This window comes from Pseudomonas frederiksbergensis, assembly GCF_001952935.1.
GTDB lineage: Bacteria > Pseudomonadota > Gammaproteobacteria > Pseudomonadales > Pseudomonadaceae > Aquipseudomonas > Aquipseudomonas frederiksbergensis.
The window spans coordinates 3,430,001-3,455,454 of record NZ_CP018319.1; the positions used below are offsets into that span (position 1 = coordinate 3,430,001).

Below are 25,454 nucleotides of genomic sequence, written 5' to 3' on the forward strand. Positions count from 1 at the left end.
CGAGATTCCCTTAGTAGTGGCGAGCGAACGGGGACTAGCCCTTAAGTGGCTTTGAGATTAGCGGAACGTTCTGGAAAGTACGGCCATAGTGGGTGATAGCCCTGTACGCGAAAATCTCTTAGTCATGAAATCGAGTAGGACGGAGCACGAGAAACTTTGTCTGAATATGGGGGGACCATCCTCCAAGGCTAAATACTACTGACTGACCGATAGTGAACTAGTACCGTGAGGGAAAGGCGAAAAGAACCCCGGAGAGGGGAGTGAAATAGATCCTGAAACCGTATGCGTACAAGCAGTGGGAGCCCACTTTGTTGGGTGACTGCGTACCTTTTGTATAATGGGTCAGCGACTTATTTTCAGTGGCGAGCTTAACCGAATAGGGGAGGCGTAGCGAAAGCGAGTCTTAATAGGGCGTCTAGTCGCTGGGAATAGACCCGAAACCGGGCGATCTATCCATGGGCAGGTTGAAGGTTGGGTAACACTAACTGGAGGACCGAACCGACTACCGTTGAAAAGTTAGCGGATGACCTGTGGATCGGAGTGAAAGGCTAATCAAGCTCGGAGATAGCTGGTTCTCCTCGAAAGCTATTTAGGTAGCGCCTCATGTATCACTGTAGGGGGTAGAGCACTGTTTCGGCTAGGGGGTCATCCCGACTTACCAAACCGATGCAAACTCCGAATACCTACAAGTGCCGAGCATGGGAGACACACGGCGGGTGCTAACGTCCGTCGTGAAAAGGGAAACAACCCAGACCGTCAGCTAAGGTCCCAAAGTTATGGTTAAGTGGGAAACGATGTGGGAAGGCTTAGACAGCTAGGAGGTTGGCTTAGAAGCAGCCACCCTTTAAAGAAAGCGTAATAGCTCACTAGTCGAGTCGGCCTGCGCGGAAGATGTAACGGGGCTCAAACCATACACCGAAGCTACGGGTATCACTTAGGTGATGCGGTAGAGGAGCGTTCTGTAAGCCTGTGAAGGTGAGTTGAGAAGCTTGCTGGAGGTATCAGAAGTGCGAATGCTGACATGAGTAACGACAATGGGTGTGAAAAACACCCACGCCGAAAGACCAAGGTTTCCTGCGCAACGTTAATCGACGCAGGGTTAGTCGGTCCCTAAGGCGAGGCTGAAAAGCGTAGTCGATGGAAAACAGGTTAATATTCCTGTACTTCTGGTTATTGCGATGGAGGGACGGAGAAGGCTAGGCCAGCTTGGCGTTGGTTGTCCAAGTTTAAGGTGGTAGGCTGGAATCTTAGGTAAATCCGGGATTTCAAGGCCGAGAGCTGATGACGAGTTACCCTTTGGGTGACGAAGTGGTTGATGCCATGCTTCCAAGAAAAGCTTCTAAGCTTCAGGTAACCAGGAACCGTACCCCAAACCGACACAGGTGGTTGGGTAGAGAATACCAAGGCGCTTGAGAGAACTCGGGTGAAGGAACTAGGCAAAATGGCACCGTAACTTCGGGAGAAGGTGCGCCGGTGAGGGTGAAGCATTTACTGCGTAAGCCCATGCCGGTCGAAGATACCAGGCCGCTGCGACTGTTTATTAAAAACACAGCACTCTGCAAACACGAAAGTGGACGTATAGGGTGTGACGCCTGCCCGGTGCCGGAAGGTTAATTGATGGGGTTAGCTAACGCGAAGCTCTTGATCGAAGCCCCGGTAAACGGCGGCCGTAACTATAACGGTCCTAAGGTAGCGAAATTCCTTGTCGGGTAAGTTCCGACCTGCACGAATGGCGTAACGATGGCGGCGCTGTCTCCACCCGAGACTCAGTGAAATTGAAATCGCTGTGAAGATGCAGTGTATCCGCGGCTAGACGGAAAGACCCCGTGAACCTTTACTATAGCTTTGCACTGGACTTTGAATTTGCTTGTGTAGGATAGGTGGGAGGCTTTGAAGCGTGGACGCCAGTTCGCGTGGAGCCAACCTTGAAATACCACCCTGGCAACTTTGAGGTTCTAACTCAGGTCCGTTATCCGGATCGAGGACAGTGTATGGTGGGTAGTTTGACTGGGGCGGTCTCCTCCTAAAGAGTAACGGAGGAGTACGAAGGTGCGCTCAGACCGGTCGGAAATCGGTCGTAGAGTATAAAGGCAAAAGCGCGCTTGACTGCGAGACAGACACGTCGAGCAGGTACGAAAGTAGGTCTTAGTGATCCGGTGGTTCTGTATGGAAGGGCCATCGCTCAACGGATAAAAGGTACTCCGGGGATAACAGGCTGATACCGCCCAAGAGTTCATATCGACGGCGGTGTTTGGCACCTCGATGTCGGCTCATCACATCCTGGGGCTGAAGCCGGTCCCAAGGGTATGGCTGTTCGCCATTTAAAGTGGTACGCGAGCTGGGTTTAGAACGTCGTGAGACAGTTCGGTCCCTATCTGCCGTGGACGTTTGAGATTTGAGAGGGGCTGCTCCTAGTACGAGAGGACCGGAGTGGACGAACCTCTGGTGTTCCGGTTGTCACGCCAGTGGCATTGCCGGGTAGCTATGTTCGGAATAGATAACCGCTGAAAGCATCTAAGCGGGAAACTAGCCTCAAGATGAGATCTCACTGGGACCTTGAGTCCCCTGAAGGGCCGTCGAAGACTACGACGTTGATAGGTTGGGTGTGTAAGCGCTGTGAGGCGTTGAGCTAACCAATACTAATTGCCCGTGAGGCTTGACCATATAACACCCAAGCAATTTGCTGACCCTTCTTTATAAATGAAAAGGGGCACCAGATTGCGGTGTGTGAAGACGATACAAAGTCGAAAATTCGAAACGAAACACACAAATCTATTACATACCCATTCGCTGGAGCGTGAACCGTAAGGTAAACGACCTGGCTACCGAATTTCTTGACGACCATAGAGCATTGGAACCACCTGATCCCATCCCGAACTCAGCAGTGAAACGATGCATCGCCGATGGTAGTGTGGGGTTTCCCCATGTGAGAGTAGGTCATCGTCAAGATTAAATTCCGAAACCCCTATCTGCGTATGCAGGTAGGGGTTTTGTTTTTGTCCGCGGGAAAGTGCCTTTCAGTTAAAGCACAAATTTGCACAGTTATTTTCGATCCATGACACTAGAATAGGTCCAACTTTTTCGGAGCCAGAGCCTTTATGCCAGAACCGGTTGACGCCCCAGGGCTGTCAGAATTACCGCTGGACGACTTGGTAGCGTGTCATGAGTGCGATTTGTTGATGCGCAAGCCCGAACTCGCCCATGGCGAGAAAGCCCTCTGTCCGCGCTGCGGCTACGAGCTCTACGCCCATCGGCATAACGTCGTACAGCGCAGTCTCGCGTTGGTTCTCGCCGCTCTGTTGTTGTACATCCCGGCGAACTTTTTACCCATCATGGAGCTCCATCTACTCGGGCAGTCATCGCACGACACCGTCTGGAGCGGCGTTGTTGGCCTTTTCGATACCGGAATGCAGGGCGTTGCAGTCGTGGTGTTTCTCTGCAGCATGGGAATCCCGCTGCTCAAGTTACTTTGCCAACTGGTTGTACTGCTGAGTATTCGTTTTGATATCGGACGCAGTTACGGCCTGTTGCTCTACCGCATTTATCACCACTTACGCGATTGGGGGATGCTCGAGGTCTACCTCATGGGCGTACTGGTGGCGATCGTCAAATTGGCAGATATGGCAGCAATTACCGTCGGGTTTGGCCTGGTGTGCTTCATCGGTTTGTTGTTGGTTCAGGTCTGGTTGGAGGTTGTGATGTCGCCCCATCAGATCTGGCAGGCTTTATCAGGAGAGGATGCCCATGCGGGCGATTGATGCAGGCATTCTGATTTGCGTCGAATGCCATGAATTGAACAAGCAGGAAGCCGATACCGACGAGCAGGTCTGCACCCGTTGTGGTGCGCTGGTTCACGCCCGTCGTCCGAACAGTGTGATGCGTACCTGGGCGCTGCTGGTGACCGCTGCGGTTCTCTACATCCCGGCCAACGTGTTGCCGATCATGACCGTCAGTTCACTGGGGCAGGGCGATCCCAGCACGATCATGTCCGGTGTGATCCAGCTCGTTCAGCACGGCATGATTCCCATCGCCGCCGTGGTTTTTATCGCCAGTATTCTGGTGCCAACGTTCAAATTGGTGGGCATCGCACTGCTGCTGTTTTCCGTGCAGCGCCGCCAACCCCTGTCGGCTCGCCAACGTATTTGGATGTACCGCTTTATTGAGTTCATTGGCCGCTGGTCGATGCTCGATATCTTTGTGATCGCCATCCTGGTGGCGGTTGTGAATTTCGGACGGCTTGCCAGCATCGAAGCCAATCTTGGCGCCATCGCTTTCGCCAGTGTGGTGATTCTGACGATGCTTGCCGCAGTAACTTTTGATCCCCGACTGATTTGGGATAACACGGAGTCGGACGACGACCATGACTGATTTGCCTACAGCAAAAACCCGACCGGCCTCGAACTGGTCAGCTATTTGGGTGTTGCCCCTTATTGCACTGATCATCGGCGGCTGGCTTGGCTGGCGAGCCTACAACGAGACTGGCATCGAGATTCAGGTGCGATTCGAAAGCGGTGAAGGCATTCAGGCCAACAAGACCGAGGTCGTCTACAAAGGTATGTCGGTCGGGAAGGTAAAGACCCTCAAACTCGATGACGAAGGCAGCTCCAAAGGCGTAATCGCTACCGTCGAGATGAACAAGGACGTGGAGCCATACTTGCGGACCAGCACCCGTTTCTGGCTGATCAAGCCGAGTGTGACGCTGGCCGGCATCACTGGCCTGGAGACACTGGTCTCGGGGAACTACGTGGCGATCAGTCCGGGCGAAGGTGAGCCGACCCGCAAGTTCAAAGCCCTGGCTGAAGAACCACCACTGTCGGACGCCCAGCCCGGTCTCCACTTGACCATCAAGGCTGATCGTCTCGGTTCACTCAATCGCGGTAGCCCGGTGTTTTACAAGCAGATCAAGGTCGGCCAGATCAAAAGTTATCTGCTGTCCGAAGACCAGAGCACCGTCGAACTCAAGGTTTTCATCGAGCCCACCTACGCCAAACTGGTGCGCAAACACACGCGTTTCTGGAATGCCAGCGGCATCAGCATCGACGCCAACCTGTCGGGTGTGAAAGTGCGCAGCGAGTCCCTGGCCAGCATCGTTGCCGGCGGTATCGCGTTTGCCACGCCGGAGAACCGCAAGGACAGCCCGCCCACCGACCCGAGCCTGCCGTTTCGTCTCTACGAAGATTTCGATGCGGCGGCGGCCGGTATTCGGGTCAAGGTCAAACTCAGCGACTTCGAAGGCATGCAGGCGGGTCGCACACCGGTAATGTACAAAGGCATCCAGGTCGGCAATCTGAAAGCGCTCAAGGTCGATCCTGATCTATCCAGTGCCACCGCCGAATTGACCCTCGATCCTCTGGCCGAAGATTACCTGGTCGAAGGCACCCAGTTCTGGGTGGTCAAACCGTCGATTTCGCTTGCCGGTATCACCGGTCTCGAAGCGTTGGTCAAAGGTAATTACATTGCCGTGCGTCCCGGGGACAAAGGCGCCGCACCGCAGCGCGAGTTTGTCGCACGGCCGAAGGCACCCCCGCTCGACTTGCGTGCGCCAGGATTACACCTGGTGCTGTTCACCGAAAACCTCGGCTCGCTGGAAGTCGGCAGCCCGATTCTCTACAAGCAGGTCAAGGTCGGTTCGGTCCAGAGTTATCAGTTTTCCCGCACCAAAAAACAGTTGGTGATCGGTGTTCACATCGAGAAGGAATACGAAGGGCTGGTCAACGCCTCGACACGGTTCTGGAATGCCAGCGGCATCACGCTCACCGGCGGGTTGACCGGTGGAATCCAGGTCAAAAGTGAGTCGCTGCAAAGCCTGATGGCTGGCGGCATTGCCTTTGAAACCCCGGAAGCCAAGGCGCCGTTGCAGAAGCGGATTCCACGTTTCCGTTTGTTCACCAGTCATGATGAGGCGACGCAAAAAGGCGCCGTGGTGACGATCAGGGTTGATCGCGCCGATGGCCTGCACAGCGGCACACCGATTCGCTTCAAAGGCCTGGATGTTGGCAAGATTGAAGACGTCGACCTCAGCGATGACCTTCAGTCGGTGCTGCTGACTGCACGAATCACCGAAGTGCCGGAGCGTATCGCCCGGGTCGGCAGTCAGTTCTGGGTCGTCAAACCTGAACTGGGTCTGATCAAGACATCCAACCTGGAAACGCTGGTCACTGGCCAATACATCGAAGTGGAACCGGCCGCGAAAAACCTCGGTCCGCAGAAGAACTTCGTGGCCCTGAGCAATCCACCGGAAACCGCTAAACAGGAAGCCGGTTTGAGTCTGGTGTTGAGCGCTGCTCGCCGTGGTTCGCTGAAAACAGGTGTGCCGGTCACTTATCGCGAAATCACCGTGGGCAAGGTGACAGGCTATGAACTCGGCCAGACGGCGGACCGTGTGTTGGTGCACATTCTGATCGAGCCGAAGTACGCGCCGCTGGTGCGCAGCGGTACGCGTTTCTGGAACTCCAGTGGTTTTGGTTTTGATTACGGCTTGTTCAAAGGTGCGACGATGCGTACCGAATCGCTGGAGACCCTGATTCAGGGCGGCATCGCTTTCGCCACACCGGACGGCGAGCGCATGGGCAGCCCGGCGCGACCTGAGCAAACGTTCCCGCTGTTCGATAAGTTCGAAGACGAATGGCTGACCTGGGCGCCGAAGATTTCAATCGGTAAGTAATCTATCGGCGTCTGCGCTGCCGCCTTCGCGAGCAAGCCCGCTCCCACAATGGATCGGTGACATACACAAAATCTGTAAATGACACTGATCCATTGTGGGAGCGGGCTTGCTCGCGAAGAGGCCCTCAAGTTCACTCAGCTTCAAGAATGTACCCACAAGTAAAAAGGCCGCGATCCATTGGATCGCGGCCTTTTTAATGCCTTCGATTAATGCAAATCAGACGGCATCCAGCTCCGGCTCATCCGCTTCAACATTAACGGCAGCCTTCACCTCATCGTGACGACGGATGTACTTCCAGTCCGCCTCGTCGATGTAGATCCCGTTCGGCCCGCTGCCACCTTCCAGGTCGATGGCGACACTGGCGCAGACCTGCGGCTTCACACTCGCCAGGATCGGCACGAAACCCAGTTGCAGACTGGTTTCCAGCAGCGCTGCCTGGTTCTTCTCGTCGATGTCCGCTGCCTCGTCGAGGTAGTACGGCAGGCGCACGCGACCGGCCTGGTCGCGGTCCATCAAGTGCAGCAACAAGTACATGTTGGTCAGCGCCTTGATGGTCATGGTGGTGCCGTTGGACGCCGCGCCGTCGATGTCGGTGTGAATCACCGGCTGACCGTTGACCTTGGTGATCTCGAACGCCAGCTCGAACAGGTCCTTGAGGCCGAGCTGATTGTGGTTAGCCGCCACCAGACGCGCCAGGTATTCCTTGGCCTCTTCGTTCTTGTTGTCCTGATCGGCGCTTTGGCTCAGGTCGAAGACCGAAAGGGTTTCACCTTCTTCGTACTGGCCGGCGCTGTGGATGATCTGGTCGATGTGCTTGAGCGCTTCCTTGTTCGGCGCCAGCACGATGCGGAAGCTCTGCAGGTTCGAGACCTGACGCTTGTTGATCTCGCGGTTGAACAGCGCCAGTTGATGCTCAAGGCTGTCGTAGTCGCTACGGATGTTGCGCAGGGTCCGGGCGATATCGGTAACGGCCGCGCGACGGGCCTTGCCAAGGGTCAGGGCTTCGTCGGTACGGTGTGCGTAAGCGTTGATCAGCAGTTGCAGGCGGCGCTCCATGTCGTCTTCGCTGTCGAACTTGGCCACACCCTTGAGACGGACCTGAGCGTACAGCGCCTCGATCTGACCATCGCTGCGCTGCAAACCCTGCCAGCTGTCCTGATAGTCGTTGAGCAGCGGCAGCAGGTTGTCCATGGAATCGTCGATCGGGTCCATGAACGGCGTACCGAACGGCAGGTCCGCGGGCAACAGCTGACGGCGACGCAGGGCATCGTCGAGGGTGCGTTGCTTGGCCTCCATGTCGCCGATCTGCCGGCCGACCAATTGCAGCTTGGCCGACAGTTGCTGGACGCGTTCGGTGAAGGCGTCGCTGGAGCGTTTCAATTCCTCCTGAGCGGCTTCCATCTGTGCCAATTGCTCAAGCTTGTCGCCTTCCTCGGCGCTCAGGGTTTGCGCCCGGCGGAAGTCTTCCAGGGCTTTCTGCGCATCCAGCACTTGCTGGTACAGCGCTTCGGTCTGGGTTTTGCTCGCGGCGCGGTCGGCGGCCACCGCAGCTTGAGTTTTCAGTTGCTTGAGTTCTTTGTCCAGGCGCTCTTTCTGATCGCGTAACGCCGCGCGGTCAGCCAAGGCTTGCAGCGCCGGCGGCTCGATGTGCGAGATGTCGATGGACAGGCCCGGTACTTCGAAGCGCTCGCCTTTGAAGCCATCGAGAATCAGCTCCATGGATTTGACCCACTGACCATCCTCATCCAGCGTAATGCCGTGCTCACCCAGCGGCAGGCTGAACAGTGCGCTGTTGAACAAACGCATCAGGCGCTCGACATCCTGTTGCGAGAACTCCTCGCGCAGACGGGCGTAGCTGTTGTTGTCGGCGTGATCGAGTTGCTGCTTGACCGACTTCAGGCGTTTTTCCAGATCCCGCAGACGCTCTTCCAAATCTTCGGCGCTGAACTGTCGCGACTGCGCCAGCGCACCGGCGAGTTCATCGTGCGCGTCCTTGGCCGCGAGCAGTTGCTGCTCCAGGACTTTGACGTCATCGACCAGCGCGAAGCGATGCTTGAGCACCGACAATTCGCCGAGCCAGCGCTGGATGCCGGTGATTTCCCGCTCCAGGCGCATCAGCTCTTGAGTGCCGCCGCGCTGATCGTTTTGCAGCGCGTCCTGCTCGTTGCGGTAGTGTTCGGCCTGAATCGTCAGTTCTTCCTTGCGCGCACTGGCGTAATCCGACCAGGTGCCGAGCAGGGAATCGAGCAGCGGCGAGATCCGGTGCAGTTTGCCGCGCAGGATATTGCGCTGGGTCACGCCTGCTGCAAGGGCTTCGACCAACGGGCCGGCAGTGACCAGCGAGTTGTAGTCCTGCTCCATGCGTCGTACATCGCGGAACGCTTCTTCGCACGCGGCGATGTAGTCGACGCTGCCGGAACGCAGGCTGTGTTCGAACGCATCGAGAAACAGCTGCTTGAGCTTGGCCGCGGTGATTTCGCGCATGTGCAGCAGGTTGATGAACAGTGCGCGGAACGTCTTCAGGCTCTGCTCGCTGGTGGAGCGCAGCGGGATCAGCGTCAGGTCCAACGGGATCGAGGTGTGACCGCCGACCAGCAAGCGACGCAGTTCATCCGGCTTGAGCTCGTAGGCTTTCAGGCCTTCGCGCTCAAGGTTGGTGAACAATTCTTTCTGACGCAGGCAGGTGTCGTTTTTCTGGTAATGGGCCAGATCCAGTTTGCCGGCGTAGGCAAAGAACTGGTGACCGAAACCACCGCCCGGGCCGCGCCCGACCACACCGATCACATGTGGGCCGTGGGGCAGCGAGACTTCGACCAGGATGTAACTGGTGTCCGAGGCGAAGTAGAAACGCCGGGATTGTTCCAGGCTGTACTTGCCGAAACTCATGTCCGACATGCGCGCCAGGATCGGGAACTGCAAGGCGTTGATCGAGGCGGATTTACCGAGGTTGTTCGCGCCGTAAACCGACAACGGTTCTTCCAGCGGGAACAGGCCGAGGCTGTAACCGGCGGTGTTCAAAAGGGCAAAGCGGCGAATGCCGTAGCGTTCCTTGCTCATGCGTCGGTCTCCTGTTCTTCGGCAATGGCGCGGGCCATGGCGTCTTCTTCGCTTTCTTCTTCGAAGTCACTCAAGTCGAGCGGATCATCGGTTTGCAGCAGCTTTTCGTCACTGTCGTCGTCGATCAGAACCGGCACCGGCAGAGGCAACACGCTGTGCAGGCTGGCCGCCAGATCACGGTCCTGCTGGACCGACAGGCAGACATCGAGGAAACGGTGCATCGGCGGCAGGAAACGGTAGATGCCGTTTTCTTCACCGGCAAAACCGAGCTGAGTCATGCGGCGCATGATTTTTTCTTCGAGTTCTTCGACGGTCTGCACTTCGGCCTGGATAAACAGGTCGCGGTATTTCTCCAGCAGCGATGGCAATTCATCGCGGCCGAGGCTGCCACCGTCGAGCACGGCGACCGGGTCGCGGCCCTGATCGGCCAGATGCTCGACGAGGATGAAGGTGAACAGCGCCAGACGTTGCGCGGTCTTGTTCACCGCTGCCGCCGCGAGGTCCGGGACGAAGTAGTAGAAACCACGGGTGTCGCAGACCAGTTCAAAGCCCAATGCCTTGAACAGCGTGCGGTACTGGTCCTGGAAGTTCGACAGTTGTGCGTAGAGCTCCGGGTCGCGGCGGCTGACGTGGTAGCCCTTGAACAGCTCGCGAAAGATCGGCGCCAGCTGGGACAGTTCGTTTAGATCAAGATGCATGTGGGGTGCTCGCAGAATCCTCGGCGGCGGTGTCGCGGGCCGAGAGCAGGGCGAAGGAGCGCAGGCTGACCTGATGCTCGTGAGTGTGGTAATCGCGGCGTTCCAGACGCTCGCGGGTGAAGCGCTTCTCCCGCGACAGGCGCGAGAACCAGTAAAGCAATTCGTCGGTAGCGCCGTCCGGTTCCTGCTCCAGCAACCAGGTCATCAGGTCCGGCATCGGCAGGGCGTCTTCGCAGCGTTCGAGCATTTCCCGAACCGTACGTGGCGCGCGCGGCGCTTCGCCTTTCTGCGTTTTGTGGGCCTTGGGGAAGCGCGCCGGTTTCGGCTCGAAACGGGCCAAAGCGTAAACGTAGGCTTCGACCTGACTGGCGCTGCCGAGAAAGGTGCTTTGCGGGCGGGTGAACATCGGCATCGCCGCTTGTGGCACCGCATCGATGCCTTTGCGACGAATGGCCGACAAGGCCAACGCCGCGCCACGGGTCACGGCGTTGTGCCGACGGGCTTCTTCACGCAGCGGCAGCAATAGCTCGCGGGCATGACGCAACGTCAGCTGGGCGCTGGTCTGCATCTCGAGGATGCGCGCGTGAGTGCGCAGCAGCATGTCGTCATCGACCAGATGGCCGAGGCGCTGCTGCTCGGTGAGCATCTTCAGCAGCACGTTCTCGACCTTGCGCACGCCTTGTTCGAAGGCGCCGTCGGCGTTCACCAACTGAATCATCGGCTCGACGTATTCGTCCCAGGTCGCCAGTACTTCGGCGTAACGCTGGCGCAGGGGAATCTGCCGGTCGCTGGTCTTGGCGCGCTCGGCGACGGCCACCAGGGCCTGTTCGTCGTTGGCGAGTTTCTTCAATACGTCCCGTACGCGCATGTCGAGCAGGCGCAACTGGCGCGCCAGGTCGTGGCCGTCGCGGATGTCGAAGGCGTCCTGGATATAACCGGCCAGGCGTTCGAGGTGGCGCAAATAGGCTTCGATTTCCAGGCACAGGCCCAGACGGTGCTCACGGCGCAGGTAGGCGAGGAAGTCGTGGATCTGCGCGTTGAGTTCAAAACGGTTCGGGCTTTTCGCCACGGGAACCAGAATGTCGAGGCGGATCCACACGTCCAGCAGGCTGGTGATGTCCTGCGGCGTACTGTCCAGTTGCTGGGCGGCCAACTGTGAACGCAATTCGTTGAGGCTCAAGGTGCCTTGGTCGAAGTGCTCGCACAGTGGCTCCAGAAGTGCCCAGTGTTCAGCGAGGGCGCGCAAGACGCGCTTGGGTTCGATCATCGGAATGGCCGGCTGGTTGGCGATTAAAAGTCGCGATTGTACTGCATCACGCCCGTTGCGATTCACTCTCGGGACGGACAGTTGGCTTTCTATCGATCAAGCGTGGGCGATCTTGAGCGAAGGGCGGTAGAATCACCGCACTTTAGTTATCCACAAGTGGCCGACCTTTGCTTATCGAGTCCCGTCGTCGCGCTTATTTGACCGCCATGCAGGTGGTCAACTGGCTGCCGCGCACCGAATTGCCCTTTGCTGCGCCCTCGCGCCCTGAGTTGCTGGAGATGCCCGAGCCGTTGGTCGTCGCGCCGGTTGCTCCGGTTGCGCCCGCACCTGTGGCTGATTCGCCCGTGGAACCGCTGGTCAAACCGGCCGAGCGGGTGAAAATCGAGGTGCCGCGGCCATCGTTGGCCAGCACGCGCACGAATGCCAAGGTTGAAGAAGAGGCCGCTCCGGTTGTGGCCAGGGCGCCCGTCGTGCCGCCACCGCGTTTCGCCCTGCAATTGCTGCGGGCCGGGCGTTGCCTGCTGCTGGTGGAGTTACCCACAGGCGAATCGTTCCAGACTCGCGACCCTGCCTATCTATTGCTCAAAGACATGCTGCGCGCCGCCGGTCTGCCGGACAGCCCGCAGATCGTCGGCGAGCCGGTGCGTTGGCCGCTGTTGTCTCGGGGCACCATGGATCAAGGCCCGGAAGCGGCTCGCGACTTCGTGCAAGGTTTTCTCTCGGCCCGGCTGGAAGACGCACCGTGCGTCTGCGTGTGGCTGATCGGCCTGCCGGCGGTGCGTTTCGCCGGTGAGGCGAACGCCGAATCCTTCAACCGTGAACTCCAGGTCGACGGCCTGGGCTCGGTCTGGGCCCTGCCGGGTCTGGAATTATTAATGGAAGAGCCACAGCGTAAGGCTGATGTCTGGCAAGCCATGCGTCGGCTGATGGCGCGTTGGAAAGAATCGAATGAGTGACGCTGTATCGTTCCGCCCGATGACCGAGGCGGACCTGGACGCTGTACTGAAAATCGAATACGCGGCTTACAGTCATCCCTGGACTCGCGGGATTTTTCTCGATGGGCTGGGTAAATATCAGATATGGCTGATGTTTGAAGGTCAGCAGCAGGTCGGCCACGGGGTGGTGCAGATCATTCTTGATGAAGCGCATCTGCTGAACATCACCGTCAAACCGGAGAACCAGGGCCGTGGCCTGGGCTTGACGCTGCTGGAGCATCTGATGTCCCGGGCGTATGACGCCAAGGCGCGGGAATGTTTTCTGGAAGTGCGCGACAGCAACCGTGGCGCGTTCAAGTTGTATGAGCGTTACGGGTTTAACGAGATTGGTCGGCGGCGCGATTACTACCCGGCGGTGGGTGGGCGTGAAGATGCCGTGGTAATGGCCTGCACTTTGGTCGATTGAGCTACAGCTAATGTGGCGAGGGAGCTTGCTCCCGCTAGGCCGCGAAGCGGTCCTGAAATTTTACGACTGCTTCGCAGCCGAGCGGGAGCAAGCTCCCTCGCCACAGATCAACGATTACCGTCCAGCGGATCCCGCCGCGCCAGTTCCTCTTCATCCAGCCCGTTCCCTCCGCCAATGTCGTCTTCATCGACAATGCTCAAATCCCAATCGGCCTGGCCCCCTTCACCCGCTTCGTGGGCGTCCCGTGCGCCGTCTTCACGGATCAGGGTTTCCGGGCTCATGTCGTCGTCGGTAGACTCATGGTCATCGGTCGAGGCCCCGGTCATACCAGCTTCACGTACGCGTTCGCGAGGCATCAGGCGTTCACGTTCCGTTTGCGTCAGCTCGTCGCCGATTTTGGCGCTGGGTTCTTCCTCGTCGAAATCCAGCTCATGCATCGAGCCCATGCGGTCTTCGTTGTCATCGATGGGCTCGGGTTGAGTCGCATCGAACGGACGTCGTGAATCAGTCATGGCAATTCCTCATACTGTAGGCCTTACTAGGGTGGACCCTCTGGGCTGCTGAGAATTCCTCCGGCATGGAAAACCGGGTATCTGCATCTGGCGCGTGACCCCGACAGATGGTTGTCTGTCATAGAAACGCATCATTCTCGAGGCTTCATTGCATGAACGAATTACAAGATCTGATTGATAACAACGAGCGTTGGGCTGACGCGATCACCAAAGAAGATCCTGATTTCTTCGCCAAGCTGGCCCGTCAGCAAACCCCGGAATACCTGTGGATCGGTTGCTCCGACGCCCGGGTGCCGGCGAACGAGATCGTCGGCATGCTGCCCGGCGATCTGTTTGTACACCGTAACGTGGCCAACGTAGTGCTGCACACCGACCTCAACTGCCTGTCGGTGATTCAGTACGCAGTCGATGTGCTGAAGGTCAAACACATCCTCGTGACCGGCCACTATGGCTGCGGCGGTGTGCGTGCCTCAATGCAGGACCGTCAGCTGGGCCTGATCGACGGCTGGCTGCGCTCGATTCGCGATCTCTATTATGAAAAACGCGAAGAGCTCGCCAAATTGCCCACTGAAGAAGAGCGGGTCGACCGCCTCTGCGAATACAACGTAATCCAGCAAGTGGCCAACGTCGGACACACCAGCATTGTGCAAAACGCCTGGCATCGCGGGCAGAGCCTGTCGATTCACGGCTGCATCTACGGCATCAAGGACGGTCGCTGGAAAAGCCTGAACGCCACCATCAGCGGTTTCGAGCAATTGCCGCCGCAATACCGTCTGCGTCCGGTCGAGGCGTTGTAACGCCCTTCAGCATAGACTTCGCCGGCGCCAGTGCTGCAGAAACAACTGGCCGTCGGCGTTCGGCGATTCATCGTAGCCGGTGATCCAGCCACGGCAGTCGAACGAACCGCACTGGCAGGCGAACTGACGCATGAGTTTGTCTTCGGTGGTGGCGTAGTCCATCGTCAGTCGATCGCCTTTTTTGATGTCCTTCAGTGCCCACAACCACAGCTCGCTCATGTCGAGAAATACGTTTGGGTCGCAGGAGTGTCGCAGCAGCCCGCAGAAGCGCGGGTCGTAGACATGGATGCCATGGGCCAGTTGCCGGGTATGCCGACAGCGATAAGGCAGCAGGTGCCCCGACGCCCGACAAATTCGGCTGATGCGTGGAAAGTCCCGAAGCACTGCGACGGCTGCCGCTGATCCGTGGATGTTGTCGATAATCTCGAAGTCGGTCCTGGAGGGAAATCCAAGACGAACGGGCAGCTCCGCAAATGGATAAATCCCATCGGGAGGTTGTGCAAGCGTCTCGTGTGCGACGTGGGTTTTCATAACGATCCTTGTTTTGGCTGGGTGCTGCGAGCGCAATCAGCTGACGATCCTGTCAGCCCTGCAGCACAAGGGTGCGATTCAAGCCTCTCGCAAATGAAACGGCCGGTCTACTGTCATAAGTGACAGTAGGCCGGCCGTTCATCGTTTTACAGTGCCGGGGTAGGGATCGCGGTCTCGGGGACCGGTGCTTTCAGCTGTTTGAGCTGAGATTTGATCGGCGCCGTTGCGCACTTGGCCACAGCTTTGTCGGGCGACAGGTTGCGAATCGAGGTGTAGAAAAGCTCGCAGGTTTTTTCTGCCTGGGCCACTTGCCAGGTTTGGGTGCAGCTTCTCAGTTCAATGTCGGGATTAGTGTCCGGTTGGCGGCCCATCGCGGCCTGCCAGCACGCGGCACTCAAATCCTGGCCCATGACTTTAAGGCCCGCCGTGTCGGCCTTGGCCTGTGCATCTTTGCCGGTATAGCTTTCCGGGTCGGCGGCGTACCAAATGTAGCTTGGGTGGTTGGAACCCAGAACGGGCACTTTCACCCCGTCGCTCGGACTGATGCTGACCAGGCCCAGCACATTCACGGTCGGCCCGTATTGCTGCTTGATCCAGTTACGCACCGGCGCGCCGAAGGCGACCATCGGCAACGCCGCACCACTGGCGTTCTGGCTGAGTTGCTTGACCATGGTGGTCTGGTAGTCCTTGAAGTAGTCGTAGACGCCTTCCAGATCCTTGCCGGCGTTGGATGGCGCGGCAATCGGTGCAATGTCGATGATGGTCTGGTAGCCCGGCGTCTGGTCGGCCGGAATTCCGTTGACAGTCAACAGTGTGGCCCAGCGATCGGTGGTGGCGGATCGCAGGTAATCCTGAGCCTGGGTCAGCGAATAGTCGGGTGGGAAGTGCAGCAATTCGATGCTTTTGCGGTTTTCCAGGGCCATGCCCAGTGGCAGGAACAGATACCAGCTGTATGCCCACTTGCCATCGGCATTCAGCTTGCTGGCGCCGGTATAGGCCAGATCACCGGCATCGAGTAACGCCGCCAGCGGTTTTTCGTAGCTGCGGGGTACCCCGGTGATTTCGGCGTAGAGCTGATTATTATCGGTTTTGACCAGCACTTTCGCCGCGCTGTAACCATCGCGCTGCACGCTTTGGGTCAGGTAATGCTCGACCGTTTGCTCCAGCGTCCAGTTGCGAAAGCAGATCACGTTGCAGTTGTTGGGGTAAGCGAAGAGGCGGGTGACGCGTTCGGTACTGCCCAGCTTCAGGCCGATATCGGCATGGGCGGCAGCACTCAGGGTGAGGGCCGCGAGGGTCAATCCTGCGAATTTGAACATGCTCAGATCCTTTCAGCGTGTGGGGCCCTCGTAGGCGGGGCGCATACATACTGAAACAGACTAGACCGAACAAGAAGTAGGGGCCGATAGATATATCGGCCCTTTTTTCACCTCAAGGCATCACCGGCGCCGTATACGTCAGCGTCGTCCCCAGCGCCCACAGCAGAAACAGCACCAGCGGCGTGTGCACCAGCAGTTGCACGAACGAAAACCCGATCAAGTCCCGCGCCTTCAACCCGAGCACGCCCAGCAGCGGCAGCATGTAGAACGGGTTGATCAGGTTCGGCAGGGCTTCGGCGGCGTTGTAGATCTGCACGGCCCAGCCCAGGTGGTAGTTCAGGTCGGTGGCCACTTGCATGACATACGGCGCTTCGATGATCCACTTACCGCCGCCGGACGGGATGAAGAAACCGAGGATCGCCGAGTACACGCCCATCAGCAGCGCGTAGGTGTCATGGGACGCGATTTGTACGAAAAAGGTCGAGATGTGGTGAGCCAGCGTCTGAGCGTCAGTGCCTTTGACGGTGGTCATCAGCGCGGCGATCGAGCCGTACAGCGGGAACTGAATCAGTACGCCCGTGGTGGTGGGGACCGCGCGAGACACTGCGTCAAGGAAGCTGCGCGGACGCCAGTGCAGCAGGGCACCGAGCATGATGAACAGGAAGTTGTAGGTGTTCAGTCCGGAAATCGCACTGATCGCCGGTTTGGTCGAGAACTCGTGGAACAGCCATCCGGCCGCCAGCAGCACCAGCAAAATCGTCAGCAACGGGCTGTGTTCCAGCCATTCGCCGGGTCGGGTGCGCGGTTGCAACGGCGGCAGGTTAAAGCTTGGATCGACGCCGCAGGCTTCGGCATCACGGGCCGAGTTCGGGCCGGGTGCAGTGGCGTAGGCAATGACCAGCGAGATCACGATCAGCGCCAGCAACATCACCCCGGACTGCCAGAGAAAGATCGTTTGCGTGAAAGGAATCACCCCGGTGATCGACAGAATCGACGGCGGCAGGCTGGCCGGGTTGGCCTGCAATTGCGCGGCGGACGAGGACAGGCCCAAGGCCCACACCGCGCCCAGACCCAGATAGGCGGCAGCGCCGGCAGCGCGGTAGTCCATTTTCAGATCGGTACGGCGGGCGAGGGCGCGCACCAGCAAACCGCCAAACACCAGCGACAGCCCCCAGTTCAGCAGCGAAGCGACCATGGAGATCAACGCCACCCAGGCCACGGCCGAGCGGCCGTTTTTCGGGATCCGCGCCAGCCGGTCGATCAGTTTCACTGCCGGCGGCGAGCTGGCGACCACATAACCGCCGATCACCACGAAAGCCATTTGCATGGTGAACGGGATCAGGCTCCAGAAGCCGTCACCGAAGGCCATGGCGGCGGCGGAGGGTTTGGCGCCCATGAACAGGGTGGCCACGGCGACGATAATCACCGCCAGTGCAGCAAACACCCAGGAGTCAGGAAACCAGCGTTCGGCAAAACTTGAGCAGCGCAGGGCAAAGCGGGCAGAGCGGGTATCTTCGATATCAGCAGCCACGGGTGTACCTCGGATTTTTATGTTTGTTGTGGTCTTTGGGGCCGAGAAGGTCCGTCTAGACAGCTGCCAACAGTAAAACAATCGGTTCAAATTTGTGACCAGGTTTTACGCATCCAGGACTTTGGTCTAACGGGTTGTCCGTTGGCGCGTTTGCGTAGACCATGGGCGCCTTGGTTTTTGCCTATGCCAGAGTTCTTTTCATGACTGCCATCACCCACTCGCACCCGGCGCCGTTCACCCGCTCGGATTACAAGACCCTCGGCCTTGCGGCTCTTGGCGGCGCGCTGGAAATCTACGATTTCATCATTTTCGTATTTTTCGCCCTGACCCTCAGCCAGCTGTTCTTCCCGCCGGAAATGCCTGAGTGGCTGCGACTGCTGCAAAGCTTCGGGATCTTCGCGACCGGTTATCTGGCGCGGCCATTGGGCGGGATTCTGATGGCGCATTTCGCCGATCGACTGGGCCGCAAGAAGGTCTTCAGCCTGAGCATCCTGATGATGGCGCTGCCGTGCCTGTTGATCGGCATCATGCCGACCTACGCTCAAATCGGTTATTTCGCACCGCTGCTGCTGTTGGCGCTGCGAATCCTCCAGGGCGCGGCGGTGGGCGGTGAAGTGCCGAGTGCCTGGGTCTTCGTCGCCGAACATGCACCGGTCGGGCATCGCGGTTATGCCCTCGGTTTCCTGCAGGCCGGGTTGACGTTTGGTTACCTGATCGGCGCACTGACGGCGACGTTTCTGGCACAGGCATTCACCCCGGCAGAAATCCTTGATTACGCCTGGCGCTACCCGTTCCTGCTGGGCGGCGTGTTTGGCGTGATTGGCGTCTGGCTACGCCGCTGGCTCAGCGAAACCCCGGTGTTCATGGCCATGCAGGCCCAACGTGATGCGGCCGTCGAACTGCCGCTGCGCACGGTCTTGCGTGAACACCGCCTGGCCATGCTGCCGGCGATGATCCTCACCTGCGTACTGACCTCGGCAGTGGTGGTGTTCGTGGTGATCACCCCAACCATGATGCAGAAAACCTTCGGTATGACCGCCAGCCACACCTTCGCCCTGAGTGCCTTGGGCATTGTCTTTCTGAATATCGGCTGTGTACTTGCCGGGCTGCTGGTCGACCGCATTGGCGCCTGGCGCACCGTGATGCTCTATAGCTTGCTGCTGCCTTTGGGTATCGGCGTGCTCTATACCTGCCTGATCATCGGAGGCGGCTGGATCGGTCTGGCGTACGCGGTGGCCGGCCTTGGTTGCGGAGTGGTCGGCGCGGTGCCGTCGGTGATGGTCAGCCTGTTCCCGGCGCGGATTCGTGTCTCGGGGATTTCCTTCACCTACAACATTGCCTACGCCGTCTGGGCGAGTATCACACCGTTGCTGCTGATCGGTCTGATGCCGTGGAGCCCATGGATCTGCGTGATCTTCTGCGCGGTGATGGGGGCAGTGGGTGTGAGCTGTGCCGCGTATTTCGGGACGCGGATGCCTAATGTCGGAAGTCGCAGCGCGGCTTCCTGCGTTTAGTGACTGTTGAAGGGGTCCTGCGATGTACAAAAGCAACACAATGCAAAGGAGCAGCATCAGTGCAATTGGTACCCATCCTTGAAGTGTCCCGTCAGGTTCAGTCGCGGGTGCGCGATTTGCGCAATCAGCCTGATGTTCGCCAATACATGTACACCGATCATGAGATATCCGAGGCCGAGCATGCTGCCTGGCTTGACTCGTTAACGGACAATCTCCGTCAATCGGTGTTCGTACTCATGCTCGACGGCGCAGCCCGTGGCGTGGTGTCGCTGAACGCGATCAGCACATTGCACAAAACGGCTGACTGGGCTTTTTATCTCGATAGCGATCTGCAGGGACAAGGGCTGGGCAGTCGATTGGAGTTCTGGCTTCTGGACCACGCGTTTGGTGTGGCAGGTCTGGAAAAGCTCAACTGTGAGGTGTTACAGAGCAACCCGGCGGTGATCAGCCTGCACCAGAAGTTCGGCTTTTCCGTTGAAGGCGTGCGACGGCAGAACATCATCAAGGACAACGTCAGAGTCGATGTGGTGATGCTGGGCATTACGCGACAGGAATGGGCGGCGCGACGGCCGAAGATGGAAGACGTGATGGCACGGCTAAACCGTGTCAGTTGATCAGATGAGCACACCGCAACTATTTTTGTAGGACAACCCTGAAACACTCTTCAGAAAATATCCTTTAGGCCGATGGCTAGGCTGCATGCCGCTTTCTTTCCCTGTCCATCGGTGTATCCCATGTTCAACAAACGCTTGAAGCAGGAGCTGTCGGCTCTTCGCGAAGAACTCTCCAGCCTCCAGCAAGTGAAGGAAAGCCTGGAAAGCGAGATGCTGGTCCTGACCCTCGATGCCGATGGGCGGATTCAATCGGTCAACCAGAACTTCATCGGCGAGATGCTTTACAAAAGCAACGACCTGATAGGGCGACACATCGAAGACATCGTCCCGGCCCATGTGAAGTCGGACGAATTCCACAAGCGCTTCAAGGTCGCACTGACCCGTGGCGAGCACTTTGCCGGCACGGTGCGTTTGTTGCGCGGCAATGGCCAGGAAGCCTGGCTGCGCTCGATCGTGCAGCCGGTTCGGTCCGCGGAGGGCCGGATCAAGCACTTCTCGATTTACTCCAGTGACCTGACCCGCACCATCGAGGCGTCTCGTGAGCATGAGAACCTGATCGGCGCGCTTGTGCGCTCCACGGCAGTGATCGAGTTTGACCTCAATGGCAACGTGCTGGCGGCCAACGAACGGTTCCTCAGTAGTATGGGTTACAGCCTGGCGCAAATCCAGGGCAAACATCACCGCATGTTCTGCGAACCCGAGGATTACAACAGCACCGCGTACCAAGACTTCTGGCGCCGCTTGAATGCAGGCGAGTTCGTCGCCGCCCGTTTCAAGCGCATCGACAGCCACGGTCGCGTGGTCTGGCTGGAGGCTTCCTACAATCCGGTGGTCGATGCCAACAACAAACTCTACAAAGTGGTGAAATTCGCCACGGTGATTACCGATCAAGTCAATCAGGAGCAAGCCGTCGCCGAAGCCGCCAACATTGCCTATAGCACCTCGCAGCAAACCGACAGCAGCGCGCAGCGCGGGAATGCGGTGGTGACCCAGGCGGTCAACGTGATGCGTGACCTTGCTTCGCACATGCAAACCGCCGGCGAAGGCATCGAAGCGCTGAACGAGCAGTCGCTGGTGATCGGCACCATCGTCAAAACCATCAGCGGGATTGCCGAACAGACCAACCTGCTGGCGCTCAACGCGGCCATCGAAGCGGCTCGGGCCGGGGAACAGGGACGTGGCTTCGCGGTGGTGGCGGATGAGGTCCGGCAATTGGCTTCGCGCACCAGCCAGGCAACCGATGAGATTGTCGGCGTAGTGCGGCAGAACCAGGACATGGCGCGCAACGCCGTGGCGCTGATGACCGAGGGCAAACTCCAGGCTGAACAGGGGCTGGCGCTGGCGGCAGAGGCGGGGACGGTGATTGTCGAAATTCAGGATGGTGCACAGAAAGTGGTGAACGCGGTCGGGCAGTTTGCCAATCAGCTAGCGACTTGATGCCTGCCATCGCGGCGTAAATCGCTACAATCGGCGTTTTTCCCAGGAGCAGCCATCATGAGCGTTTCTCACCGCCGTCCGGTTCCTTTGCCCAAGGCGTATCGTCTGCTCAATCACGGCCCGACCGTGCTGGTCAGCGCGGCCCACGACGGTCAGCGCAACATCATGGCGGCGGCCTGGGCCATGCCGCTGGATTTCGAGCCGCCGAAAATTGCCGTGGTGCTGGACAAGTCCACCTGGACACGGCAATTGCTGGAGGCTTCGGGCACATTTGTGCTGAATGTTCCCTGCGCCGCCCAAGCCGATATCGTCCAGACGGTGGGTTCGACGTCCGGCCTGGAATTGACCCGGGATCAAGGCCGGGACAAGTTCCAGATCTATGATTTGCCGACGTTCAGCGCTGAATTGATCGATGCGCCGATGCTTGAAGGCTGCGTCGCCTGGCTGGAATGCCGACTGCTGCCGGAACCCGAAAATCACCAGCAATACGATCTGTTTCTGGCCGAAGTGATTGCCGCTCAGGCGGACGAGCGAGTGTTCAGTGACGGTCGCTGGCACTTCGAAGGGCAAGACGCGTTGCGCACCTTGCACCATGTGGCGGGCGGACATTTCCTGAAAATCGGCGATCCAGTAGACGGCAAAACCTTGCAGCCGTAAGCCGCCTGCCTTTCAGACCCAGACGTCATTTTGCGCAGTGCGCTCGCCACCTTGGCTCCCGGTGTTCAGCACACCCTTGGGCTCGATCAGCAGGAGTTTCACCTCCTGCTCGGCGAACGGTTTGTGCTCGACACCTTTTGACACCACATACATTTCGCCGGCGTTCACCAGCACGTGGCCATCGCGAAAGTCGATCCGCAGTTGTCCTTCGAGGACGATGAAGGTTTCGTCGGTATCCTGGTGATCGTGCCAGATGAAATCCCCCAGCAGTTTCACCACCTTGAACTGGTAGTCGTTCATTTCGGCGATGACCCTGGGCGTCCAGTACGGCCCGATCCTGGAGATTTTCTCAGCGAAATTAAGGCTTTCGTAAGCGTTCATGCAGCAGCTCTCGTGGTTTGATCGTGCATCCACGATAACCAGCGCATCGGTGGGCTTCTTGAACGATTGTGCGTGGCTCAGCGGCGGTGCATTTTCATCCAGCGTGCCGGCGACAAGCCGTAGGTTTTGCTGAATTGCCGGGTCATGTGGCTCTGATCGGTGAAGCCGGCGATCAGCGCGGCGCTGACCAGTGACTGGCCCTGGATCAACAGCGAGCGGACCAGGTCGAGGCGGCGCATGGTCAGGTATCGATAAGGGCTGGTGCCGAACAACAGGCGAAAATCCCGCGACAGACTCCAGCGATCTCGACCGCTGTGTTGCGCCAGTTCTTCCAGCGTCACGGTGCGATCCAGCGCGCTGTGGATGAATTCGCGCGCGCGTTCGGCGGCCACGTAGTCGAAGCTCTGGCGTGTGGCAGGCACGCCGGAAACGCTGTTCAAGGCTTGGGCCAGATCGAACAGCGCGTCTTGCTCTTCCAGAGGTTCGAGGGGGCAATCGAGGCTTCGCAGCAGCACGGCGGTGGCGGTGAACAAACGTGGATCGGCTGACAGGCCAGTCTTGATAAACGGCAACGGCTGGCCGCCGAGCATTTGCTGGATCAGCGCCGGTTCGATGTACATCATTCGGTACTGGAACCCGGTCTCGGTGCCGGCTTCGCCATCGTGAACTTCGTCCGGGTGCAGCACCATGGTCCCGCCCGGCAGACTGTGGCGCCAGCCACCGCGGTACTGAAAACTCTGCACCCCGGCCAGTGTATGGCCAATGGCGTAGGTATCGTGACGGTGAAGGTCGTAGCCGTGTCCGGCAAAAAACGCCTCGAAACGCTGAAGCCCGCCAACGTCGGGCGCGCGGTGGAACCAATCGATGGGAGGCGTGTGCTTGGCCATGGTGGTGTTGCCTTGAACTCAATGCTGAACACGTTACCCCACTGACCAACCGCCTGTCTGCTGCCGATCGAATCACCCGGCCGGTAGAAATAACCCGACTAATGTTGCAAGGTGTTGCATGTTTTTAAGCCACGAAGGCGCTCCACATCATGGAAATATCCCACCTGAGCTACGCTGCCCCGTTGTTGTCATTGGCGCTGTTGTGGACGGTTGCGGTGGTGACGCCGGGGCCGAACTTCTTCAACACCGCGCAACTGGCTGCCAGTTGCTCCCGGCGCCACGGGGTCGTCGCCGCACTCGGCGTGGCCACGGGCACGGTGCTTTGGGGGTTGGCGGGTGGTCTGGGCATCAAGTCGCTGTTCAGCGCAGCGCCGACGCTCTACCTGAGCTTCAAGATTGCCGGCGGTTGTTACCTGATCTATCTGGGTTTGAAGCAGTTCAAACGCAAACCACCGAGTGTGCCGGGCGATAACGGCTCGCTGAATGTCGCCGGTCGCACGCTGCTCTCGGCTTATGGCCGGGGCTTTGTGGGCAACATGACCAATCCCAAGGCCGCGCTGTTCGTTGCGACAATTTTCGCTACGGCCATGCCGGCCTCGCCGCCACCGATGTTGCTGGCGCTGGCCGTGCTGACCATGGCGACCTTGTCATTCAGTTGGTATTGCAGCGTGGCGCTGCTGTTCGCCAGCCGGCGGGTGGCGGGTGCTTATGATCGTTCGCGTAAATGGCTGGATCGCTTCGCCGGCAGTTGCTATCTGCTGTTCGGCGCGCATCTGGTGGCCAATCGTTGAGGAGTTCTGAATGAGCAAACTGCGGGTAGGTATTATTTTTGGCGGCCGTTCGGCTGAACACGAAGTGTCGCTGCAATCGGCGAAAAACATCGTCGATGCCCTGGACCGTTCGCGCTTCGAGCCGGTGCTGATCGGCATCGACAAGCAAGGCCACTGGCACCTGAATGACCCTTCGAACTTCCTGCTCAACCAGGAAAACCCGGCGCTGATCGCCCTTAATCAATCCAACCGCGAACTGGCCGTCGTGCCGGGCAAGGCCAGTCAGCAGTTGGTGGAAACCTCCAGTCAGGAAATGCTGGGACACGTCGATGTGATCTTCCCGATCGTCCACGGCACCCTGGGCGAAGACGGTTGCCTGCAAGGCTTGCTGCGCATGGCCGATCTGCCGTTTGTCGGCTCCGATGTGCTTGGTTCGGCCGTCTGCATGGACAAGGACATCAGCAAGCGCCTGCTGCGTGACGCCGGGTTGGCGGTCACGCCGTTCGTCACCCTGACCCGCGCCACCGCAGCGCGCACCGGGTTCGCCGAGGTGCAAGGCAAACTCGGCTTGCCGCTGTTCGTCAAACCGGCGAACCAGGGATCTTCCGTGGGCGTCAGCAAGGTGAATGATGAAACCGAGTACGCGGCAGCGGTGGAGCTGGCCTTGGGGTTCGATGAGAAAGTCCTGGTCGAGTCCGCCGTCCGTGGCCGCGAGATTGAGTGCGCGGTGCTCGGCAACGAAGACGCCATCGCCAGCGGTTGCGGCGAAATCGTGGTGCGTAGCGGGTTTTATTCCTACGACAGCAAATACATCGACGCTCAAGCGGCGGAAGTGTTGGTGCCGGCAAACATCAGCATCGAAGCCAGTGAGCGCATCCGTGCCCTGGCCGTCGAGGCGTTTCAGGTGCTGGGCTGTTCCGGGCTGGCGCGGGTCGACGTATTCCTGACCGAGAGTGGCGAAGTGCTGATCAATGAGATCAACTCGTTGCCCGGATTCACCCGCATCAGCATGTACCCCAAGCTATGGCAGGCCACTGGTATGACTTACAGCGAGTTGGTCAGCCGTTTGATCGACCTCGCGCTGGAGAAGCATCAGGCGCGACAGGCGCTGAAGATCTCTCGCTAGGTTGAATCAGGCGCGCCGTGACCTCCGAAGTCGTCATCCAGCTCGATGGCGACGCTCACGGCGTCTCATATCATTTTGGGTATGTCGGCCTGATTCGTCTGCTGACGCAACCGCTTCGATTCATAGGCTTCGATCAGCGTGATCATAATGTCGAAGTAATCACCCTCAGGAGTGCCAGGCTCTGGTTCGTTGTCGAACAACGCTGACACGTTCTTGAGGGCTGCACGATATTCCTCGTCGGTGTGAATGGGGCGGATGTTCATGGGTTACTCCATCTCGACGGTATCAGCG

General features: G+C 58.7%; 20 protein-coding genes, 2 rRNA genes and 3 pseudogenes (1 of these 25 cut by a window edge). 15 read left to right on the top strand and 10 right to left on the bottom strand.

Going from position 1 to position 25,454, the window contains the following annotated elements; genetic code table 11:
• The 5 genes from PFAS1_RS15920 to PFAS1_RS15940 form a co-directional block, all read left to right on the top strand.
• Positions 1 to 2,664 (top strand): 23S ribosomal RNA (locus PFAS1_RS15920) (it extends 228 nt beyond the left edge of the window).
• A 169-nt stretch (positions 2,665 to 2,833) separates the two neighbouring features.
• Positions 2,834 to 2,949: ribosomal RNA gene (rrf, locus tag PFAS1_RS15925) — 5S ribosomal RNA — on the top strand.
• 149 nt (positions 2,950 to 3,098) lie between these two features.
• Positions 3,099 to 3,758 (top strand): paraquat-inducible protein A, encoded by a 660-nt coding sequence (locus PFAS1_RS15930; protein WP_076029750.1) that lies wholly within the window; start codon positions 3,099 to 3,101, stop codon positions 3,756 to 3,758.
• Positions 3,745 to 4,368: a paraquat-inducible protein A gene (locus tag PFAS1_RS15935; protein WP_076029751.1), complete on the top strand. Its 624-nt coding sequence runs from the start codon at positions 3,745 to 3,747 to the stop codon at positions 4,366 to 4,368. Before PFAS1_RS15930 ends, PFAS1_RS15935 begins: the two co-directional genes overlap by 14 nt.
• Entirely contained in the window at positions 4,361 to 6,664 is a 2,304-nt protein-coding gene (locus PFAS1_RS15940; protein WP_076029752.1) for a PqiB family protein, read from the top strand. The genes PFAS1_RS15935 and PFAS1_RS15940 overlap by 8 nt, the downstream gene beginning before the upstream one ends.
• Before the next feature lie 216 nt (positions 6,665 to 6,880).
• On the opposite strand, the gene mksF is transcribed toward PFAS1_RS15940, so the two are convergent.
• From mksF to mksB, 3 genes are read right to left on the bottom strand one after another with little or no spacing between them, the layout of a single operon-like run.
• Positions 6,881 to 9,721 (bottom strand): Mks condensin complex protein MksF, encoded by a 2,841-nt coding sequence (gene mksF / locus PFAS1_RS15945; RefSeq protein WP_076029753.1) that lies wholly within the window; start codon positions 9,719 to 9,721, stop codon positions 6,881 to 6,883.
• Positions 9,718 to 10,419 carry an Mks condensin complex protein MksE gene (gene mksE, locus PFAS1_RS15950; RefSeq protein ID WP_038981553.1) on the bottom strand — a complete coding sequence of 234 codons (702 nt, stop codon included), beginning with the start codon at positions 10,417 to 10,419 and terminating at the stop codon, positions 9,718 to 9,720. Before mksE ends, mksF begins: the two co-directional genes overlap by 4 nt.
• On the bottom strand, positions 10,409 to 11,686 hold the full coding sequence (gene mksB / locus PFAS1_RS15955; protein ID WP_162556247.1) for an Mks condensin complex protein MksB: 1,278 nt from the start codon (positions 11,684 to 11,686) through the stop codon (positions 10,409 to 10,411). Before mksB ends, mksE begins: the two co-directional genes overlap by 11 nt.
• Before the next feature lie 206 nt (positions 11,687 to 11,892).
• Between mksB and PFAS1_RS15960 the strand changes: the two genes are divergently transcribed.
• Positions 11,893 to 12,642, top strand: a complete 750-nt coding sequence (locus PFAS1_RS15960; RefSeq protein WP_076029755.1) for an energy transducer TonB — start codon at positions 11,893 to 11,895, stop codon at positions 12,640 to 12,642.
• On the top strand, positions 12,635 to 13,087 hold the full coding sequence (rimI, locus tag PFAS1_RS15965) for a ribosomal protein S18-alanine N-acetyltransferase (RefSeq protein WP_008145534.1): 453 nt from the start codon (positions 12,635 to 12,637) through the stop codon (positions 13,085 to 13,087). The genes PFAS1_RS15960 and rimI overlap by 8 nt, the downstream gene beginning before the upstream one ends.
• A gap of 107 nt (positions 13,088 to 13,194) precedes the next feature.
• Here the strand turns inward: rimI and PFAS1_RS15970 are convergent, their stop codons facing one another.
• On the bottom strand, positions 13,195 to 13,599 hold the full coding sequence (locus PFAS1_RS15970) for a serine kinase/phosphatase (protein WP_076029756.1): 405 nt from the start codon (positions 13,597 to 13,599) through the stop codon (positions 13,195 to 13,197).
• 152 nt (positions 13,600 to 13,751) lie between these two features.
• Here PFAS1_RS15970 and can point away from each other — a divergent pair, with 152 nt between their 5' ends.
• Entirely contained in the window at positions 13,752 to 14,396 is a 645-nt protein-coding gene (can, locus tag PFAS1_RS15975) for a carbonate dehydratase (protein ID WP_074880312.1), read from the top strand.
• A gap of 6 nt (positions 14,397 to 14,402) precedes the next feature.
• On the opposite strand, the gene PFAS1_RS15980 is transcribed toward can, so the two are convergent.
• The 3 genes from PFAS1_RS15980 to PFAS1_RS15990 all read right to left on the bottom strand — a co-directional run bounded on the left by PFAS1_RS15980 (position 14,403) and on the right by PFAS1_RS15990 (position 17,777).
• Complete coding sequence (locus PFAS1_RS15980; RefSeq protein ID WP_076029757.1) at positions 14,403 to 14,927, bottom strand: SET domain-containing protein-lysine N-methyltransferase; 525 nt, start codon at positions 14,925 to 14,927, stop codon at positions 14,403 to 14,405.
• 146 nt (positions 14,928 to 15,073) lie between these two features.
• Positions 15,074 to 16,246 carry a hypothetical protein gene (locus tag PFAS1_RS15985; RefSeq protein WP_076029758.1) on the bottom strand — a complete coding sequence of 391 codons (1,173 nt, stop codon included), beginning with the start codon at positions 16,244 to 16,246 and terminating at the stop codon, positions 15,074 to 15,076.
• A 112-nt stretch (positions 16,247 to 16,358) separates the two neighbouring features.
• Positions 16,359 to 17,777: a short-chain fatty acid transporter gene (locus tag PFAS1_RS15990; RefSeq protein ID WP_076029759.1), complete on the bottom strand. Its 1,419-nt coding sequence runs from the start codon at positions 17,775 to 17,777 to the stop codon at positions 16,359 to 16,361.
• Positions 17,778 to 17,977: 200 nt separating this feature from the next.
• Here PFAS1_RS15990 and PFAS1_RS15995 point away from each other — a divergent pair, with 200 nt between their 5' ends.
• From PFAS1_RS15995 to PFAS1_RS16010, 5 genes and pseudogenes are all read left to right on the top strand, one after another.
• Positions 17,978 to 19,291, top strand: coding sequence for an MFS transporter (locus tag PFAS1_RS15995; RefSeq protein WP_076029760.1), 1,314 nt, complete (start codon positions 17,978 to 17,980; stop codon positions 19,289 to 19,291).
• 59 nt (positions 19,292 to 19,350) lie between these two features.
• Positions 19,351 to 19,905 carry a UDP-4-amino-4,6-dideoxy-N-acetyl-beta-L-altrosamine N-acetyltransferase gene (gene pseH, locus PFAS1_RS16000; protein WP_074880295.1) on the top strand — a complete coding sequence of 185 codons (555 nt, stop codon included), beginning with the start codon at positions 19,351 to 19,353 and terminating at the stop codon, positions 19,903 to 19,905.
• 210 nt (positions 19,906 to 20,115) lie between these two features.
• A pseudogene (locus PFAS1_RS30400) lies at positions 20,116 to 20,754 on the top strand (PAS domain-containing protein); the annotation flags it as partial.
• A 150-nt stretch (positions 20,755 to 20,904) separates the two neighbouring features.
• A pseudogene (locus tag PFAS1_RS30405) lies at positions 20,905 to 21,342 on the top strand (methyl-accepting chemotaxis protein); the annotation flags it as partial.
• A 57-nt stretch (positions 21,343 to 21,399) separates the two neighbouring features.
• Entirely contained in the window at positions 21,400 to 21,999 is a 600-nt protein-coding gene (locus tag PFAS1_RS16010; RefSeq protein WP_076029762.1) for a flavin reductase family protein, read from the top strand.
• A gap of 12 nt (positions 22,000 to 22,011) precedes the next feature.
• Here the strand turns inward: PFAS1_RS16010 and PFAS1_RS16015 are convergent, their stop codons facing one another.
• On the bottom strand, positions 22,012 to 22,380 hold the full coding sequence (locus tag PFAS1_RS16015) for a cupin domain-containing protein (protein WP_076029763.1): 369 nt from the start codon (positions 22,378 to 22,380) through the stop codon (positions 22,012 to 22,014).
• A 77-nt stretch (positions 22,381 to 22,457) separates the two neighbouring features.
• Positions 22,458 to 23,267, bottom strand: coding sequence for an AraC family transcriptional regulator (locus tag PFAS1_RS16020; RefSeq protein ID WP_076029764.1), 810 nt, complete (start codon positions 23,265 to 23,267; stop codon positions 22,458 to 22,460).
• 149 nt (positions 23,268 to 23,416) lie between these two features.
• Here PFAS1_RS16020 and PFAS1_RS16025 point away from each other — a divergent pair, with 149 nt between their 5' ends.
• The gene (locus PFAS1_RS16025; protein ID WP_076029765.1) at positions 23,417 to 24,058 is read left to right on the top strand and encodes a LysE family translocator; all 642 of its coding nucleotides are present in this window, start codon (positions 23,417 to 23,419) and stop codon (positions 24,056 to 24,058) included.
• Between the two features lie 10 nt (positions 24,059 to 24,068).
• Positions 24,069 to 25,163: a D-alanine--D-alanine ligase gene (gene ddlA, locus PFAS1_RS16030; protein ID WP_076029766.1), complete on the top strand. Its 1,095-nt coding sequence runs from the start codon at positions 24,069 to 24,071 to the stop codon at positions 25,161 to 25,163.
• Positions 25,164 to 25,273: 110 nt separating this feature from the next.
• On the opposite strand, the pseudogene PFAS1_RS16035 reads toward ddlA, so the two are convergent.
• A pseudogene (locus tag PFAS1_RS16035) lies at positions 25,274 to 25,426 on the bottom strand (transcriptional regulator); the annotation flags it as partial.
• Positions 25,427 to 25,454 lie beyond the last annotated feature (28 nt).

Excerpts from the sequence above, each read along its gene's own strand:
- PFAS1_RS16015 (WP_076029763.1), bottom strand. The coding sequence starts at position 22,380 with ATGAACGCTTACGAAAGCCTTAATTTCGCTGAGAAAATCTCCAGGATC.
- mksE (WP_038981553.1), bottom strand. The coding sequence starts at position 10,419 with ATGCATCTTGATCTAAACGAACTGTCCCAGCTGGCGCCGATCTTTCGC.
- PFAS1_RS15980 (WP_076029757.1), bottom strand. The coding sequence starts at position 14,927 with ATGAAAACCCACGTCGCACACGAGACGCTTGCACAACCTCCCGATGGG.
- rimI (WP_008145534.1), top strand. The coding sequence starts at position 12,635 with ATGAGTGACGCTGTATCGTTCCGCCCGATGACCGAGGCGGACCTGGAC.
- PFAS1_RS15995 (WP_076029760.1), top strand. The coding sequence starts at position 17,978 with ATGACTGCCATCACCCACTCGCACCCGGCGCCGTTCACCCGCTCGGAT.
- mksF (WP_076029753.1), bottom strand. The coding sequence starts at position 9,721 with ATGAGCAAGGAACGCTACGGCATTCGCCGCTTTGCCCTTTTGAACACC.
- PFAS1_RS15930 (WP_076029750.1), top strand. The coding sequence starts at position 3,099 with ATGCCAGAACCGGTTGACGCCCCAGGGCTGTCAGAATTACCGCTGGAC.
- PFAS1_RS16025 (WP_076029765.1), top strand. The coding sequence starts at position 23,417 with ATGGAAATATCCCACCTGAGCTACGCTGCCCCGTTGTTGTCATTGGCG.
- ddlA (WP_076029766.1), top strand. The coding sequence starts at position 24,069 with ATGAGCAAACTGCGGGTAGGTATTATTTTTGGCGGCCGTTCGGCTGAA.
- can (WP_074880312.1), top strand. The coding sequence starts at position 13,752 with ATGAACGAATTACAAGATCTGATTGATAACAACGAGCGTTGGGCTGAC.
- PFAS1_RS15960 (WP_076029755.1), top strand. The coding sequence starts at position 11,893 with ATGCAGGTGGTCAACTGGCTGCCGCGCACCGAATTGCCCTTTGCTGCG.
- PFAS1_RS15985 (WP_076029758.1), bottom strand. The coding sequence starts at position 16,246 with ATGTTCAAATTCGCAGGATTGACCCTCGCGGCCCTCACCCTGAGTGCT.
- PFAS1_RS16020 (WP_076029764.1), bottom strand. The coding sequence starts at position 23,267 with ATGGCCAAGCACACGCCTCCCATCGATTGGTTCCACCGCGCGCCCGAC.
- PFAS1_RS16010 (WP_076029762.1), top strand. The coding sequence starts at position 21,400 with ATGAGCGTTTCTCACCGCCGTCCGGTTCCTTTGCCCAAGGCGTATCGT.
- PFAS1_RS15970 (WP_076029756.1), bottom strand. The coding sequence starts at position 13,599 with ATGACTGATTCACGACGTCCGTTCGATGCGACTCAACCCGAGCCCATC.
- mksB (WP_162556247.1), bottom strand. The coding sequence starts at position 11,686 with ATGATCGAACCCAAGCGCGTCTTGCGCGCCCTCGCTGAACACTGGGCA.
- PFAS1_RS15940 (WP_076029752.1), top strand. The coding sequence starts at position 4,361 with ATGACTGATTTGCCTACAGCAAAAACCCGACCGGCCTCGAACTGGTCA.
- PFAS1_RS15935 (WP_076029751.1), top strand. The coding sequence starts at position 3,745 with ATGCGGGCGATTGATGCAGGCATTCTGATTTGCGTCGAATGCCATGAA.